The following is a 15,171-nucleotide window of genomic DNA, read 5'->3' as shown; positions in this document are numbered from 1 at the left end:
TCAAAGGACCTTTTGTTACAAACTTCACAACACCACCAGATGTTGCAAACAATGTATGATCCTTACCACAACCAACATTATCGCCTGCGTGGAAACGTGTACCACGTTGACGCACAATAATGTTGCCTGCTTTAACTACTTCACCACCGAATCGCTTAACACCTAAACGTTTCGACTCCGAATCGCGACCGTTGCGGGTACTACCACCCGCCTTCTTATGAGCCATTATCCTACTCCTATTGTCTGTTCGTATCTAAACCGGTTTAATTGCTCCTGAGAGCGACCATAAACTCAGTGTTAGCCTTTAATTCCAGTAATTTTCACCTCAGTATACCACTGACGGTGACCCATTCTCTTCATGTGGTGCTTACGACGCTTGAACTTCAAGATACGTACCTTCTCGTGACGACCATGATCAACAACCTCAGCCGTTACTTTTGCACCCTCAACATTTGGCGCGCCAACTTTAACATCGTCGCCATTTGCAACAAGTAATACACGGTCAAATTCAACCGTCCCACCTGTTTCAACTTCAATTTTTTCCAGCTTTAACACTTCACCTTCGGTGACACGGTGCTGCTTACCACCGCTTACAATAACTGCGTACATTTGGTTTTCTCCAAATTTTTCATATCGCCTAACACACCTGAACTTCCGCTAATAATAAGCATTACCCAGATGAATCAAACTTACCAAGACCTATATATTGAGAACTAAATCTCCGGCCTCACTTTCTACCCGCATGTGTTACTTACGACCAATTTTCCCCAAACTGATATTTACAGTTTTTTGAAAAATCTGATCTCCAGTTTCTAAAGGAAGCTCTTTGGCAACCCTATCACTGAGAACACCCATGACTTTTAGGGCGCGCAATTGTATTTTATTCAACCAAGTGTTGCAAGCACATTCTAGCCAAAACAAGACTTTAATTATTGTATGGCGGATAGTAATTCTTGACAGACAAGCACAGCCCCCCTAGCATGTCAGCCAATTTTAGTCGGCTCTATTTTAAGATATTCAATATGCAAATTCAGGCAATCTACGACAGCGTTGAAAAAGACTTCAGTGAAGTAAACCAGTTTATCACTTCCCAGTTATCTTCAGATGTCCCCTTAGTAGAAAAAATTGCGCAATATATCGTCGAAAGCGGTGGTAAGCGTATGCGCCCCTTACTAGTCCTTCTTACCAGCAGAGCCTTAGGGGAAGCTAGTCAGGATCAATGCAAACTAGCCACTATTATCGAGTTTTTGCATACAGCCACATTATTACATGACGACGTTGTCGACACATCAAACATGCGCCGCGGGCGCTCTACTGCCAATGCCAAGTGGGGCAATGCTCCCAGCGTACTAGTCGGCGACTTTTTGTACTCGAGAGCTTTTCAAATGATGGTCGATATCGGCAGCGTTCCGGTTATGGAAGTGCTATCGAATGCAACCAATGTCATTGCCGAAGGGGAAGTTTTCCAGTTAATGAACTGCAAAAACCCTGACGTATCAGAAGAAGCCTATTTTGAAGTCATAAAAAATAAAACAGCAATGCTATTTGAGGCAGCGTCTCACTCTTCAGCTCTGCTTGCAAACGCAAGTACTGAGCAACAAGAAGCCTTAAAGGAATACGGCCTGCAGCTAGGCTTAGCATTCCAGCTGGTTGACGACATGCTGGATTACATTGGCGACGCCGAGACAATGGGCAAGAATGTCGGCGATGACCTGGCCGAGGGCAAACCAACCTTGCCGCTGATCTACACTATGAAAAACGGCAGTGAAGAAGAGCGAGTTCTAATTCGTAAAGCCATCCGTAATGGTGACGCAAGCCAGCTCGATGCAATCTGTATCGCTGTACAAAATAGTGGCGCGCTAGATTACACTAAAAAGCAGGCTGATCTAGCTTATCAAAAAGCATGCGACTGCCTAGGTATTCTTCCAGGCAGCGTTTATAAAGAAGCACTTGCTGGGCTGGCAAAGCTTGCAGTCCAGAGAGACAAATAAGTTATTCCATCGCACAAAGCTTCGATATACTATAAACATTAAAAGTATAAACATGAGCCTGATGAATGCAGCAGCTGTCCGAACTTGATTCTTCGTTTTTATATCTGGAAACCGAACACACCCCTCTCCACGTAGGTGGTGTTTTCGTATTCCAGCGCCCTAAAGGCGACAACACACTTGATTTTGAGCACTTTCAACGTGTACTCCAGTCAAAACTCGGGAATGAACCATTCTTTCGTGAGCGCTTAGTCGAATACCCTCTCAATCTAGACCTACCCGTCTGGACTGACGACCCGGACTTTGACGCCGCCCGACATATCAGCCACGACAAATTAAGCCAGAAAGAAACGCTACTCAATAGCGCAGCCGACTTTTTTAGTGCGCCGCTCGACCGGACTCGCCCTCTTTGGGAAGCTAGATATATTGAGGATTTGCAAGTTGACCCAAGCAAAAGCTACGAGCAAGAACACTTCGCTCTTCTGCTGAAGGTTCACATCACAGCTATTGACGGAGTAAGTGGTGAAGATATTCTAAGCCAGTTAGTTCATGTCAGCCCTGAAGTGACAAAACCTGAATCAGATCAAGACTGGACACCAACCCCTCTGCCCGACACAGGTTCCTGGCTAGGTGCAGCCTATAACAACGTATTTAATATTCCGGCAAAACTCACTTTACTGGCAAAAGACACGGCTGCCTCGGTATTTTACTCCGTTATCACCGAGCGCCTTTCCTCTCTCAACCTTCCATCTAGTCTGATGAAGGTTGCCGACACACCAATGAATCAAAAGATCAGCAAGTCTCGTGCGATCGAGAATATAGAGATTCCTCTCAATCAAGTAAGGTCGATTAAGAAAGGCCTTGGCTCAGTCACAACAAATGACGTTGTCATGGGGATCTGCGCCGAAGCCATTGCCAGCTATCTTAGAGATATGGAAGCCGAGTCCGAATCAGACCTTATTGCGCTAGCACCGATATCTGTTCGCTCAACAAGCCTCGACGTTAAGTCCGGAAACCAGCTAGCCGCCACATTATTCTCACTTGCTAGCACAGAGCAGGACCCGATAAAGCGAATTTGCATGATTCACAAGGCAGCAACCTTGGAAAATCACTACGACTCAGCAATATCAGCCAGCCACTTGACCGAACTCGTTCCCTCTTGCATTGCGGGACTGTCTGCACGAGTTTATTCTGAGTTTCTACTGGCACAGAAACATAAGCCGATGTTCAATTTACCGATCATTAACATTCCTGGCCCTCAATTCCCGCTCTACTTTGAAAATGCAGAATTAACACAATTTATTAGCACTGCGCCTTTATTTGACGGTATTGGTTTAGCACTGATGATTGTGAGTTATAACGGCAATTACAGTGTCACCTGCACCTACAACCCTGAAGCACTGTCCCTTAAGCAACCCTTTGAAAAATACTTTCAGACAGCGATAGAAACGATTCTAAGTAGCGAAACAGAAATACCAGATTGCACCGATATTGATCTGAGTGAGCCAAATACAAACAAGACTGGTTTTATCGAAGATGTTGCCGGCTTAGTCAGCAACATCTTTTGCGTAGGAAAATAGCGGCAAGCTGTAGAGCCAGCTCTTCGACCTAAGCCGACTTAGCGCTTTTTTACTCCTGAAACGCCCAAACCAAAAAGGCTTTTCTATCTTCAGTGCTAGTCTTCCCCCAAAGCTCTTTCAGCGAGACCAGACTGGAAGCAGCTTCACTTTTTGACTCACTCAAGCCTGAGTCGGCGCCAGTCACCTTCCCGGATACGAAAACCTTCTGATTAGCCGAGCTCTTCTCGGTATAGGGGACTGAAACAGCAAGCTCCTGCCCCACCTTATCAACAAGCGATGCAGAGAAGTTTGAAGCCAAGCTACGAGCCTCTCTGATATTATCCGCTTCGGCATATACAAAGTTATATGACTCCCCTGCCAGAGCATTAAACTCGAGCATCACTAACTGTGACTCGGTTTTCTCTGACCTACTATTTCCATTTGTCTGAGGACCAGGCTTCGCCCAGATACTTTCGTACTTGAATACAAGCTGGTTAAGACCGGCTCTCAGGCCATATTTTGTTTCAATATTACTTAACAGATAAGTAGGAACCTCTCGCCCATTAACAGAAATCAGACTTATATTTTCTGGAGCAAGCACTACCGCTAACTGATCCTGAGGCAATATATTTCCTTCGTAGGTTTGCACCACCTTATTTGAAGCAGAACAAGCACTCAATAAAACTAAACTTAACACTAAACCTAAAAACTTTGGCCTTCTTAAGCCTTGAAAAAATCGATACATAAACGCCTCTAAGTGGAAAAATAACTGACAGCATTGTGCCTCCAAGCACACCTCTTGGCAACAAATTGATTTTTCGGGAATTTGTTATACAGTTAAGTAAAATAACAACAACGACAAGTATTAATTGGAGGATACACCAATGAATGAACAAGCCGATCTTTCACACCGCACAGGCGAACAAGGGGAAATACCTTTTCGCAGCAGTCGCTTTTTCAGTGTTGGTAATAAGTGGTACTTTTCTACTCGTGAAGGCTTCGATAGCGGGCCTTATGCAAATAAAGAAAGAGCCCGGGATAGCCTGCAAAGCTTTTTAAAAATCATCAACAAACTGCCAGCTCCCTATACCAAAGAAACAGCCCATTAAAGCATTCTGCAAAGTGAACTAGCGCATTAAGAAATAATGCGCTAGAAATCGAAGTTCAGAACAAGCCCGGTAAGCTAAAATAGAGAACTTGCAGAATCACTAGAGCAAAAAGGCCAGCAATCACATCATCAATCATGATACCGCTACCACCATGGATATGCTGATCCAGATATTTAATCGGCTGCGGTTTCCAGATGTCAAAAACCCGAAACAGAATGAAGCCTAGTACAATAGGCAACCAGCCTTTCGGCGCGCCTATCATTGCTATCCAATAGCCAACAAACTCGTCCCAAACAATTCCGCCATGATCATGAACACCCAAGGCTTTGGAAGCTTTAGCACACAGCCAACAGCCAACAACAAAGCTCAGCACAATAACCACCAAGTACCACTCTAAGGCTAAATGCTGCAGCCATAAATAAGGAACAATCGCCATTAATGTTCCTGCTGTCCCGGGTGCCTTCGGTGCACAACCACTACCAAAACCAAAAGCAGCAAAGTGTGCCGGATTCTTTAAAAAACCTTGCGGTAACTTACTCAAAATGCTGAAACCCCTTTCTCTCTATTTCGACTTCCTGCTCACCAGAAAAGACCTTAACACCAAAACTCTTGGGCTCAACCCGCCCTATTCTAGTGAAAGCACTCGCCTCAGCCTTCGACTCCAATACCTGCCAACCTTCCTCAGGGATCGTAAAAAGTAACTCGTAGTCATCTCCTGCAGTCAGTGCCAGTAGCGCAGCTCTATCTTTAGAAAATTCACGCAATTCTTTCGACAAGGGCAAGGCGTCCAGGTCAATCCTTAGGCCACATGAAGAAGACTCAGCAATATGCCCTGCATCAGCTAGCAAACCATCCGAGATATCAATACAAGCACTCGCGTAGGGGGTGATCAATAAGCCCTCTGCAAATCTTGGCGTGGGAGCATAGTATCGACCCAGGAGGTATTCCTCAACGCCACTAAGCGCACTCTTATCCAGCAGGTCTAGCGCAGCACCCGCATCACCCAAGCACCCTGTCACAACCAACACCTCGCCTTCTGTAGCACCACTACGACGTAGCGCTTTGTCTTGAGCTGTAAAACCATGCACCTGAATACCAATAGTTAATGGCCCTCGCGTTGTATCTCCGCCCAAGAGGCTCAATTGATAACGCTCCGCCATATACTTGAGCCCCCTTGAAAAGCCTTCAAGCCAATCTGGGTCAGAATCAGGAAGCGTCAAAGACAAGGTAAAGAATGCTGGTGACGCCCCCATTGCAGCCAAATCACTCAATGACGCAGACATTGCTCGGATAGCCAATTGTTGCGGCGGTGCCGACTTGGGAAAGTGCCGCCCCTCAACCATAGTATCAAGTGAGAAGCACAGAGACTTATTCGCAGGAGGGTTAATGACAGCACAATCGTCACCTATACCCTGGTTAACGAGCTGCTTATCGATAGGCCCCACTCCTTCAAAATACCGTTTAATTATTTGGAATTCAGAAGGAGCAGATGGCATCGGATCAACTAAGTTGCTATAACACTAAGAGGGTTTATGACGTGTTTCAGCCGCGCGCAAACGCAAGGCGAGCTTATCAAGAATACTATTCACATACTTGTGGCCATCAGTACCACCGAATGACTTAGCCAGTTCAACAGCCTCATTAATAACCACACGGTAAGGCACATCAATGCGGTGCTTAAATTCAAAGACACCCATACGCAGAACATTCATCTCTACCGGGTCAACATCCACAATTGCGCGATCCAGAAAAGGCTCAATTGCCTGATCCAATTCTGTCACTTCTTTAGGTATACCGCTAAAGACTTCACGAAAGTAAGCCGAGTCGATACGATCAAAGTCATGATCGGTACGAAACTCTGCTTCTACCTGAGCAATACTGGAGCCGGAAATTTGCCACTGATATAGCGCCTGAAGAACCAACTTTCGAGCCTTCTTACGCTGTGCCGTTCCAGTTTTCTTTACAGGCTGACCGCCTGCGGCAGGGTTAGATTCGCTCACTTAAATACCTGACTGTTTAAATAGTTGAACCATCTCTAGAACTGACATCGCAGCTTCTTCACCTTTGTTACCCGCTTTGGTGCCGGCACGTTCAATCGCCTGCTCAATGGTGTCCACCGTCAGAACGCCAAAGGCAACAGGAATACCTGTATCCAATGATACGGCACCCAAACCTTTCACACACTCTCCAGCAACATACTCGAAGTGAGGCGTACCGCCTCTGATCACCGCTCCTAAAGCAACCACTGCGTCATACTTTTTAGTTTCAGCAACACGTTTCACGGCTAAAGGCATTTCAAATGCGCCAGGAATGCGGAATATCTCGATATCACTCTCATCAATACCGTGACGTACCAAAGAATCCACCGCACCTTCTAGCAAGCTTTCTACCACAAAGGAGTTCCATCGTGTCACGATAATCGCAAACTTTGCACCCGTCGTATCTCTAAAATCACCTTCATAGGTTTTAATATTTCGCATAAGACCTTTCTCTTTAGTATGTTACCGTTCTTAAAATTCGTTTCGTTTTATTTCAATAGCCACTTCATCAAGAAGCTGTATATGGAATAAATTCAACCACTTCCAAATCGAAACCTGAAATAGCTGAAAACTTAACAGGTGGATTCAATAGGCGCATTTTTGTCACGCCTAAATCACGCAAGATCTGAGAGCCTGTGCCCACTGTCAAATACGCCCCCGTTCCTGTCTGCGAAGGTGCTGGCTTGTTCACAAAAAATCCTGCCAAGCGTTCTTCCAAGTCAACAGCCGGGCCACCTAAAACTACTAAGGCGCCAGCGCCTTCTTCATTGATTCGCTCTAACGAATGCTGCATAGACCAACTCTGCGATCCTGGCACTTTAACACCTAAACTATCACGCAGGATATCAGGAGACTGAACCCGAATAACCGGCGCATCCACCTTTGATAAATCACCTCTTACAAACGCCATGTGAACATGACCTTGCAAGGTATCTTTATAAGTAATCAGATCAAATGTGCCATGCTCGGTCTCAACCTGATTCTCTTCTTGCTTAACAACGGTCTGCTCATTCAACGCCCGATAGTGAATCATGTCGGCGATTGTGCCAATCTTCAAATCATGCTCTTTTGCGAAGACTTCAAGATCAGGACGACGAGCCATAGTACCGTCTTCATTCATAATTTCGACTATAACTGAAGCCGCCTCAAAACCTGCCATACGAGCCAGATCGCAACCTGCTTCAGTATGCCCTGCTCGGCTTAATACACCACCAGGCTGCGCCACAATTGGAAACACATGGCCAGGCTGAACAATTTCACTTGGCTTAGTGTTACGTCCTACAGCTGTACGAATAGTGTGCGCACGATCAGCCGCTGAAATACCTGTTGTCACACCCGAAGCCGCTTCAATAGACACAGTAAAGTTAGTTGAAAACTGAGCATTGTTTGCGTGAGCCATCGGCGGTAAGCCGAAGAAGTCTGCCCGCTCTGCCGACATCGTCATACAGATCAAGCCTCTCGCATGTGTCGCCATAAAGTTAATATCTTCCGGACGAACCTGTTCAGCCGCAATCACTAGATCGCCCTCGTTCTCACGATCTTCATCATCCATCAATATAACCATTTTGCCTTGACGGATATCTTCAACTAATTCTTCTACGGTGTTGAGCTCCATTGAGCCTCCCCAGTGTTATTCATCTTAAAAGGCAGCGATATCGAAGGTGAAACGCTGCCTATTATTTAATACAGTGTAAAAGGTTTATCTTAAAAAACCATTTTGTGCCAGAAAGGCCTTATCCAAGTTGCCTTCCGTTTTCTGTTCAGTGACATCAGAAGAGCCTACCTGTAATAGGCGCTCAGCATAACGAGCCATCAAATCAACCTCTATATGAACTGATTGGCCAACCTGATAAGCGTCGATAGTCGTTTCGCCTGCCGTGTGTGGCACAATATTCAGCGAAAAGCCTTCTGCTAACAGCCCGGTTACCGTGAGGCTAACCCCATCAACCGTTACCGAGCCTTTGTTTGCAATATAGCGGCGAATTTCTTCTGGACTACGAATATCAAAACGAATCGAGCGTCCATCCTGCTTTCTGGCAAGCACTTGACCCACACCATCAACATGACCACTTACCAAATGGCCACCTAAACGTGTCGATAAAGTCAGCGCTTTCTCTAAATTAACCTTCGTACCCGCTTGAAACTCTTTGAGATTAGTATGCACCAAGGACTCTGCCGATACGTCTGCAGTAAACCCTTTTGAGTTCAAAGTTACTACCGTTAAGCATACGCCATTTACCGCAATACTATCGCCTAGCTTTACGTCCGACAGATCCAAATTGCCTGTCGAAATAGTTAAAACAAGGTCTCGCCCTTTTGATTCTGATCGCTCGATCACACCAAGCGCTTCAATAATTCCTGTAAACATCGCTTATCCAATCCTTTACGCTAGCGAGAGCCTGACACTTCAGCCGGCATATAAATCATTCGAATGTCCTGACCAACCAGCCTCAAGTCTTTTAAGTCCAGATCAATACTCTCAGACATTTTATCTAAACCAAGTTCAGCAAGCGGTCGAGCTTTACTTCCTAATAATTTTGGCGCCATGTAAACCAAGAGTTCGTCCCACAAACCCTGTTCAATAATGCTTCCCGCTAACAAGGCTCCAGCCTCTAGTAACACCTCATTGCACTGAAGCTCAGCTAATTTGGACATCACTTCTTGCAGCTCACTATGCGCATCATTTGAACTTGATGCAGAAGACAAGCGAAGCACATCAACAAAACCAAGCTGAGACACCTCCTGCGCTTCCTGGCTTAGCTCACTGGCCTCTGAAACACACCACAATATAGGCGTTTCCTGTTCTAATAGTCGAGCAGTCTTAGGCAAGCGAGCCTGACGATCAAGAATGACACGCAAAGGCTGAATTTTTTCAATTTCTCGGGACCATTCAGGATCAAGACCCAGTTCACTAGCTCTAACCGTTAGGGCTGCATCATCATGAAGAATGGTACCAATGCCACTAATAATAGCAGAGCTTCGGGCACGCAAACGCTGTACGTCAGAACGTGCAGCCGGGCCAGTTATCCACTGACTTTCCCCGGACTCCATGGCGGTACGACCATCAACACTGGTCGCCATTTTAATCCGAAGATAAGGCAAACCAGTTTCCATTCGCTTAATAAAGCCTTGATTAAGTGCCCGCGCCTCAGCTTCCATCAAGCCATAGCGTACTTTTATTCCCGCATCCTCCAGAAGTTTAAAGCCTCGACCTGACACCTCAGGATTCGGATCCAGCATCGCAGCAACCACCTCAGATACTTGAGCATCAATTAAGGCTTTAGCACAGGGAGGTGTTCGACCAAAGTGGCTGCAGGGTTCCAAAGTAACGTAAGCTGTCGAACCTTGCGCGAGTCCTCCCGCTTCAGCGAGGGCGTTTACCTCTGCATGCCCTGTTCCGGCCTTCTTATGCCAACCACGCCCCACAATTTGACCGCCCCTCACCAAGACACAACCTACCCGTGGGTTTGGCTGGGTTGTATACACCCCTTTATTGGCCAAGCGCAAAGCTTCAGCCATATAGTGAGCGTCATCTATTGAGAAAGCACTAAGCGTCATTTTTGGTATTCTCAGAACGAGCTAGCCGATCAACTTCTTCCTTAAATTCATTGATATCCTGGAAACTACGATAGACAGAGGCAAAACGAACATAAGCCACCTCATCCAGGCGACGCAGCTCTTTCATCACTTCTTCACCAATAGCAATCGCTTTTAGCTCTCTCTCGCCTGTTGCTCTCAATCGGGCCTTAATGTTATTGATCGCGCTTTCAATCGCCTCAATACTGACGGGGCGCTTTTCCAAAGCCTTGGTGAAGCCTCTGTTGAGCTTGTCCTCATCAAAAGGTTGACGAGTGCCATCCTGCTTAACCACTCTCGGCATCACCAGCTCAGCAGTTTCAAAGGTAGTAAAGCGTTCTTTACAAGACAGGCATTCACGGCGACGGCGAACCTGGCCGCCATCGGCAACCAGTCGAGAGTCGATAACTTTTGTATCCGTCGCACTACAGAAAGGACAATGCATCAAAAAACCTTTTGATTCAGAAGAAAGGCCAATTCAGAGCAGCAAGCCAACTAAACCACTAACAGCTGGCAGGCCAAAGGTGCAGAAATGAGGAAACGCCTCATCACCGCACCGGGTTAACTATTTATGCGTATACTGGGAAGCGAGCACAAAGGTCGATAACGTCCTTCTTAACACTTTCAATAGCAGTCGTATCTTCAGCATCTTTAACCAAAGCGTCAATTACGTCACACATCCAGCCCGCTAGTTGCTGACACTCGGCAGCCTTAAAGCCACGACGGGTTACCGCTGGCGTACCGATACGCAAGCCACTGGTCACAAAAGGTGAGCGTGGGTCGTTAGGTACTGCATTTTTATTCACTGTAATATTCGCTTTGCCTAGTGCAGCGTCAGCATCTTTACCCGTGATATCTTTGCTGATCAAATCTAGCAGGAACAAGTGATCGTCAGTGCCATTTGATACCACATCAAAGCCACGCTCCTGGAAAACTGCAACCATCGCCTTGGCATTCTCAACAACTTGAGACTGGTAAGACTTGTACTCATCTGACATAGCTTCTTTAAAGCACACCGCTTTAGCAGCTATTACATGCATCAAAGGGCCGCCCTGGCTTTCAGGGAATACAGCAAAGTTTAATTTCTTCTCTAGCGCTTCATTTGCCTTCGCCAGAATGATACCGCCACGGGGACCACCCAAGGTTTTGTGAGTAGTAGACGTTACTACATCAGCGATGCCAACTGGGCTAGGATAAACACCCGCCGCAACCAAACCGGCAATATGCGCCATGTCTACGAATAAGAATGCACCGACTTCATCAGCAATATCACGAAAACGCTGCCAATCAACAATACGAGAGTAGGCAGAAAAACCTGCAACAATCATCTTTGGCTTATGTTCACGAGCAAGCGCTTCAACCTGATCGTAGTCGATTTCACCCGTTTGCTCATTCAAACCGTACTGCACGGCGTTATAGATACGACCGGAAAAGCTTACTGACGCACCATGCGTCAAGTGACCGCCGTGAGCCAAGCTCATTCCCAATACCGTATCGCCGGGAGAGCAAAGCGCCATATAAACAGCAGCATTGGCTTGCGAACCTGAATGAGGTTGAACGTTTGCGTAGTCAGCACCAAACAACTCTTTAGCACGATCAATCGCTAGCTGCTCAACCACGTCAACATGCTCACAACCACCGTAGTAACGCTTACCCGGATAGCCTTCAGCATACTTATTCGTTAATGCAGAACCTTGAGCCTCCATCACGCGAGGGCTGGTGTAGTTTTCTGATGCAATCAGTTCAATGTGTTCTTCTTGACGCGTTGCTTCAGCAGTAATTGCATTTGCTATTTCATCATCAAAGCCAGCTATAGTCATATCACGAGTAAACATTCATCGCCTCTATCATTCAGGAAAAAATAAGCCTCAAAACGGTCATTCCCTAGTCATTCTTCAACTCTTGTAATGAGCCATATAGAGTGAACAGAATTTGATCGTTCAAAAAAGCGCCATTTTATACGATTATTGTGTGAACTTCATCAATCATTTTTGTCGAAAATAATGAAACACAAACACTAAGCTGACTAAGCCAACAGCGCCCGCAACAACAAAGGTAGAAAAATACCCCAACATGCCAGCCAAGAGACCTCCCAGAGCCGCCGCCAAACCAGAGACCAAGACTTGAATACTGGCCTGAACGGTAAAGTCTGCACCTTCATGTCCGGAACGACATTGCGCCATCATCAGCGAGAAAAGGGCTACTGTAGACATGCCGTCGACTGCTTGCTCGAATATACTTAGACCATAGACCCCAAGAATCCCAACCCAGTGCAGGTCCACTAGCGTATAGAGAGCAATTCCCACAGCCTGGGCCAAGCCAGCAATAAGCATCATATTCTTTGCCCCCAGACGAAGGTATAAATACCCGCCTAAAGCAGCCCCCAGCAAACCCGCAATAGAAGACCATAAAGTGATCGTTGCCAAGTCCCCTAGCGAGAAGCCACTATCGATCAGCAAGGGCTTGATCATTACCGAGCCTAAGGAGTCTGCCAGTTTATAGGTGATTAGCACCAATACCCAAGCAAGCATATTTGAACGCTTAAAAAAGCCCTTGTAGACAGTTAGAGGCAATGCCCTAGCCATGCCTTTATCAGCAACACCTGCATCAAAGTTATTGGTCACCTTTGGGTAAACAGGGATAGCTCCAGTGAAGATTGGCAACATTAGTAGAACTAACAACAAGGCCATAAGCTGCATACTCAGACTCCAACCAAAGTGGTCTATCCCTAGTAACAAGCCGCTACCACTTAAAATCATTCCCAACTTAAAACCTGTTACCTGGACACTGTTTCCGATTCCCCTGAAACGCTCTGCTAGAACTTTCACAGCCAAACCGTCGGTTGCAATATCCTGAGTCGCGGCCGAGGTATTCACCAGTAGAATTCCGATGAGAAAAATAACAATCAAGGGGCCAAACAAGCTTTCATAGTTAGACATAGAAGCTAATAAGAGCAATCCGACAAGCAATAACTGCATCGCTACTATCCAGGTTCGATGCACGCCTATACGAGCCCAACCGATACGATCAACATAGGGAGCCCAAATAAACTTTAAAGCCCATGGCAAGGCAAGGAGTTTGATCAGTCCGATATATTCCAGCGACACGCCCTGGTCTCGCATAATGGCCGGAAAAGCATGAGCTAGCACTCCCGAAGGAAGGCCTTGAGAAAAGTACAGCGCAAACAGGACGGCTAGGCTGGCGACGGGCACGTTATATTCTCCTAAATCATCGATCTTGACGAGCAGCTCTTGCCATCAGCGTACTGACAAAGAAGCTCAAATGCGGGCAAAACTATCATCCAAGCGACCTACTTCACAAGCCCATATTTTTGTCTAAATCGTCATTTTTGCTTCACAAAACTGTCACACCCAAAAGCTAGCCTGAGCTCCAAATAAGGTGAGATGCAAAACAGTAAACATTTCGAAACTTTATCGATGCCAGTTAGGAGACACACTATGCAAGCACATGAATCTCAGAACCCGAGCACTTTTGAGCAAGAAAATTCTCTGGAAGCCATCCATGTAGACTTTATGGATATCGCTCACGAACTTCATCAAAAGCAAAGCGAATCAAAGAAAAAAGATCGTGCAAAGCGCCGCTCCCAAGCAAGAAGAGCAATTGAAGATCATCAGGAGAAAAAGCGTTTAGAGGCAGAGCTTAAAGAGTGGTGGGACGATTTATAACGTTCGTTTTGGCCCAATAGCTAGGCGCTACAGGATTACCAAGTCGCCCTCGTTACCTTGGTCCTCAACTGGTCGACGGCCTTCAGTTAAATAAAGAGCATCGTTGTGGAAGTCTACGTATAGGTGGCAGTCCATCACGCTATCGGTTATTTCACTGCTAATGGAAAAGTGACGAACAATCTCTTCACCATCGCAGTGAAAGTGTTTCATATCTGACTTACTCATCACCTCGGGCAAACCGATAGCCAACCGACAATTATGCTGCACCAAGCTATTTTTTATTCTACCTAGAAAACGGTTGGCCAATTCACAATTCCAATCTTCTTGAAAACTTGGGTCACCAATTCTATCTACATCAACTATCGGCATAGTTTACGCTAATAGTAAACGCGGTGTTTTTAATAGCAAAGAAATTGTCAGGTCTTCAGAGCCTGCCGTAATATACGAAGCCATCACTTCTCGGGAATATGAACTTCTATCCGTTACTTCTATTTGACAGCCCAAGCTTTCAAACTGCTTAACACAAGCTGCATCAAATATTTCGGTAATCAGCGCTTTTGCTTGTTCGCTCATAATTCATCTAAACCCAATTTGGCTAGTTGCACCCAAAAAACAAAAGCATACCAAGACTATCCATTTGTTCAGTGTAACCAAAGCATAGCGACTTTCCTATTATTTGCATACTGACGTGAACTTGAAGACATTTCTACTATACTTCTTTAATGCCATCGCACCACGTCACCATATTTCGGAAGTTTGAATGACGTCTCCCAAAAAACTGACTATTGGGCTATTTTTTCTCTGCACTCTACCTTTTTTACCTAATATGCTAGGAATTGACTTTGGCGCTGCGCCGACAAAAGTCGATATAGTGACAACACAAAGCTCGATGCTGGAAGCGCTGCAGGGAGCTATCCTACATACCATTCTCGAATGGAGCGCAATTTCTATTGCCTGTATCGGCGCTATCTTTGCGTTTGTTCATTACTACTATCATCGTAATATTACACTCCCTATCATGGGGCTTGCATTGCTCTCGGCAGCATCGATCGACATTTTTCATACCTTGGCATCAGCAAGAGTGATCGATGCTCAAGCCCAGAACACTGATTTTATTCCTTTTACCTGGGCGCTTTCCCGCCTTTTCAATGCTTCAATCATGACCTTGGGGCGGCACTAAGCTTATGGGCTTTGTATCACAGCAATAACCCCCC

At 45.9% G+C, this 15,171-nt stretch carries 20 protein-coding genes; 5 read left to right on the top strand and 15 right to left on the bottom strand.

The window, feature by feature from the left end:
- On the bottom strand, nucleotides 1-226 hold a 226-nt coding region (rpmA, locus tag A3766_RS24255), incomplete at its 3' end, for a 50S ribosomal protein L27 (protein WP_068643136.1).
- Between the two features lie 71 nt (nucleotides 227-297).
- Nucleotides 298-609 carry a 50S ribosomal protein L21 gene (gene rplU, locus A3766_RS24250; protein ID WP_068509871.1) on the bottom strand — a complete coding sequence of 104 codons (312 nt, stop codon included), beginning with the start codon at nucleotides 607-609 and terminating at the stop codon, nucleotides 298-300.
- A gap of 413 nt (nucleotides 610-1,022) precedes the next feature.
- Between rplU and ispB the strand changes: the two genes are divergently transcribed.
- Nucleotides 1,023-1,991 (top strand): octaprenyl diphosphate synthase, encoded by a 969-nt coding sequence (gene ispB / locus A3766_RS24245; protein WP_068643134.1) that lies wholly within the window; start codon nucleotides 1,023-1,025, stop codon nucleotides 1,989-1,991.
- A gap of 65 nt (nucleotides 1,992-2,056) precedes the next feature.
- Complete coding sequence (locus A3766_RS24240; RefSeq protein WP_068511387.1) at nucleotides 2,057-3,568, top strand: wax ester/triacylglycerol synthase family O-acyltransferase; 1,512 nt, start codon at nucleotides 2,057-2,059, stop codon at nucleotides 3,566-3,568.
- 49 nt (nucleotides 3,569-3,617) lie between these two features.
- Here A3766_RS24240 and A3766_RS24235 read toward each other — a convergent pair whose 3' ends face one another.
- Nucleotides 3,618-4,292: a DUF2057 family protein gene (locus tag A3766_RS24235; protein ID WP_068511384.1), complete on the bottom strand. Its 675-nt coding sequence runs from the start codon at nucleotides 4,290-4,292 to the stop codon at nucleotides 3,618-3,620.
- Between the two features lie 139 nt (nucleotides 4,293-4,431).
- Here A3766_RS24235 and A3766_RS24230 point away from each other — a divergent pair, with 139 nt between their 5' ends.
- A complete protein-coding gene (locus A3766_RS24230; protein WP_068511382.1) occupies nucleotides 4,432-4,656 on the top strand; it encodes a DUF6316 family protein in 225 nt (74 codons plus the stop codon).
- A gap of 55 nt (nucleotides 4,657-4,711) precedes the next feature.
- Here A3766_RS24230 and A3766_RS24225 read toward each other — a convergent pair whose 3' ends face one another.
- The 10 genes from A3766_RS24225 to A3766_RS24180 form a co-directional block, all read right to left on the bottom strand.
- Complete coding sequence (locus A3766_RS24225) at nucleotides 4,712-5,197, bottom strand: phosphatidylglycerophosphatase A (RefSeq protein ID WP_068511380.1); 486 nt, start codon at nucleotides 5,195-5,197, stop codon at nucleotides 4,712-4,714.
- Nucleotides 5,190-6,101: a thiamine-phosphate kinase gene (thiL, locus tag A3766_RS24220; protein ID WP_231882981.1), complete on the bottom strand. Its 912-nt coding sequence runs from the start codon at nucleotides 6,099-6,101 to the stop codon at nucleotides 5,190-5,192. Before thiL ends, A3766_RS24225 begins: the two co-directional genes overlap by 8 nt.
- Before the next feature lie 75 nt (nucleotides 6,102-6,176).
- Nucleotides 6,177-6,656, bottom strand: coding sequence for a transcription antitermination factor NusB (nusB, locus tag A3766_RS24215; RefSeq protein WP_068511377.1), 480 nt, complete (start codon nucleotides 6,654-6,656; stop codon nucleotides 6,177-6,179).
- The gene (ribE, locus tag A3766_RS24210) at nucleotides 6,657-7,136 is read right to left on the bottom strand and encodes a 6,7-dimethyl-8-ribityllumazine synthase (RefSeq protein ID WP_068511375.1); all 480 of its coding nucleotides are present in this window, start codon (nucleotides 7,134-7,136) and stop codon (nucleotides 6,657-6,659) included.
- A gap of 67 nt (nucleotides 7,137-7,203) precedes the next feature.
- The gene (ribBA, locus tag A3766_RS24205; protein WP_068511373.1) at nucleotides 7,204-8,310 is read right to left on the bottom strand and encodes a bifunctional 3,4-dihydroxy-2-butanone-4-phosphate synthase/GTP cyclohydrolase II; all 1,107 of its coding nucleotides are present in this window, start codon (nucleotides 8,308-8,310) and stop codon (nucleotides 7,204-7,206) included.
- A gap of 84 nt (nucleotides 8,311-8,394) precedes the next feature.
- Nucleotides 8,395-9,063: a riboflavin synthase gene (locus A3766_RS24200; protein WP_068511372.1), complete on the bottom strand. Its 669-nt coding sequence runs from the start codon at nucleotides 9,061-9,063 to the stop codon at nucleotides 8,395-8,397.
- A 20-nt stretch (nucleotides 9,064-9,083) separates the two neighbouring features.
- The gene (ribD, locus tag A3766_RS24195; RefSeq protein WP_068511370.1) at nucleotides 9,084-10,253 is read right to left on the bottom strand and encodes a bifunctional diaminohydroxyphosphoribosylaminopyrimidine deaminase/5-amino-6-(5-phosphoribosylamino)uracil reductase RibD; all 1,170 of its coding nucleotides are present in this window, start codon (nucleotides 10,251-10,253) and stop codon (nucleotides 9,084-9,086) included.
- The gene (gene nrdR, locus A3766_RS24190) at nucleotides 10,243-10,716 is read right to left on the bottom strand and encodes a transcriptional regulator NrdR (protein ID WP_068509328.1); all 474 of its coding nucleotides are present in this window, start codon (nucleotides 10,714-10,716) and stop codon (nucleotides 10,243-10,245) included. Before nrdR ends, ribD begins: the two co-directional genes overlap by 11 nt.
- A gap of 124 nt (nucleotides 10,717-10,840) precedes the next feature.
- Nucleotides 10,841-12,106 carry a serine hydroxymethyltransferase gene (gene glyA / locus A3766_RS24185; RefSeq protein ID WP_068511369.1) on the bottom strand — a complete coding sequence of 422 codons (1,266 nt, stop codon included), beginning with the start codon at nucleotides 12,104-12,106 and terminating at the stop codon, nucleotides 10,841-10,843.
- A gap of 150 nt (nucleotides 12,107-12,256) precedes the next feature.
- Nucleotides 12,257-13,483, bottom strand: coding sequence for an MFS transporter (locus A3766_RS24180; RefSeq protein ID WP_068643132.1), 1,227 nt, complete (start codon nucleotides 13,481-13,483; stop codon nucleotides 12,257-12,259).
- A gap of 246 nt (nucleotides 13,484-13,729) precedes the next feature.
- Between A3766_RS24180 and A3766_RS24175 the strand changes: the two genes are divergently transcribed.
- The gene (locus A3766_RS24175) at nucleotides 13,730-13,957 is read left to right on the top strand and encodes a PA3496 family putative envelope integrity protein (protein ID WP_068511365.1); all 228 of its coding nucleotides are present in this window, start codon (nucleotides 13,730-13,732) and stop codon (nucleotides 13,955-13,957) included.
- Between the two features lie 27 nt (nucleotides 13,958-13,984).
- On the opposite strand, the gene A3766_RS24170 is transcribed toward A3766_RS24175, so the two are convergent.
- Nucleotides 13,985-14,326, bottom strand: a complete 342-nt coding sequence (locus A3766_RS24170) for a hypothetical protein (protein WP_068511364.1) — start codon at nucleotides 14,324-14,326, stop codon at nucleotides 13,985-13,987.
- Between the two features lie 3 nt (nucleotides 14,327-14,329).
- Nucleotides 14,330-14,530 (bottom strand): hypothetical protein, encoded by a 201-nt coding sequence (locus tag A3766_RS24165; protein WP_068511361.1) that lies wholly within the window; start codon nucleotides 14,528-14,530, stop codon nucleotides 14,330-14,332.
- Nucleotides 14,531-14,717: 187 nt separating this feature from the next.
- On the opposite strand from A3766_RS24165, the gene A3766_RS24160 reads away from it, so the two are divergent.
- Nucleotides 14,718-15,137, top strand: coding sequence for an MASE3 domain-containing protein (locus A3766_RS24160; protein WP_068643129.1), 420 nt, complete (start codon nucleotides 14,718-14,720; stop codon nucleotides 15,135-15,137).
- Nucleotides 15,138-15,171 lie beyond the last annotated feature (34 nt).

It is taken from the genome of Oleiphilus sp. HI0132 (assembly GCF_001635845.1).
The sequence above is the reverse complement of the archived record's forward strand: the minus strand, read 5'-3'. Positions and strand labels throughout refer to the sequence as shown.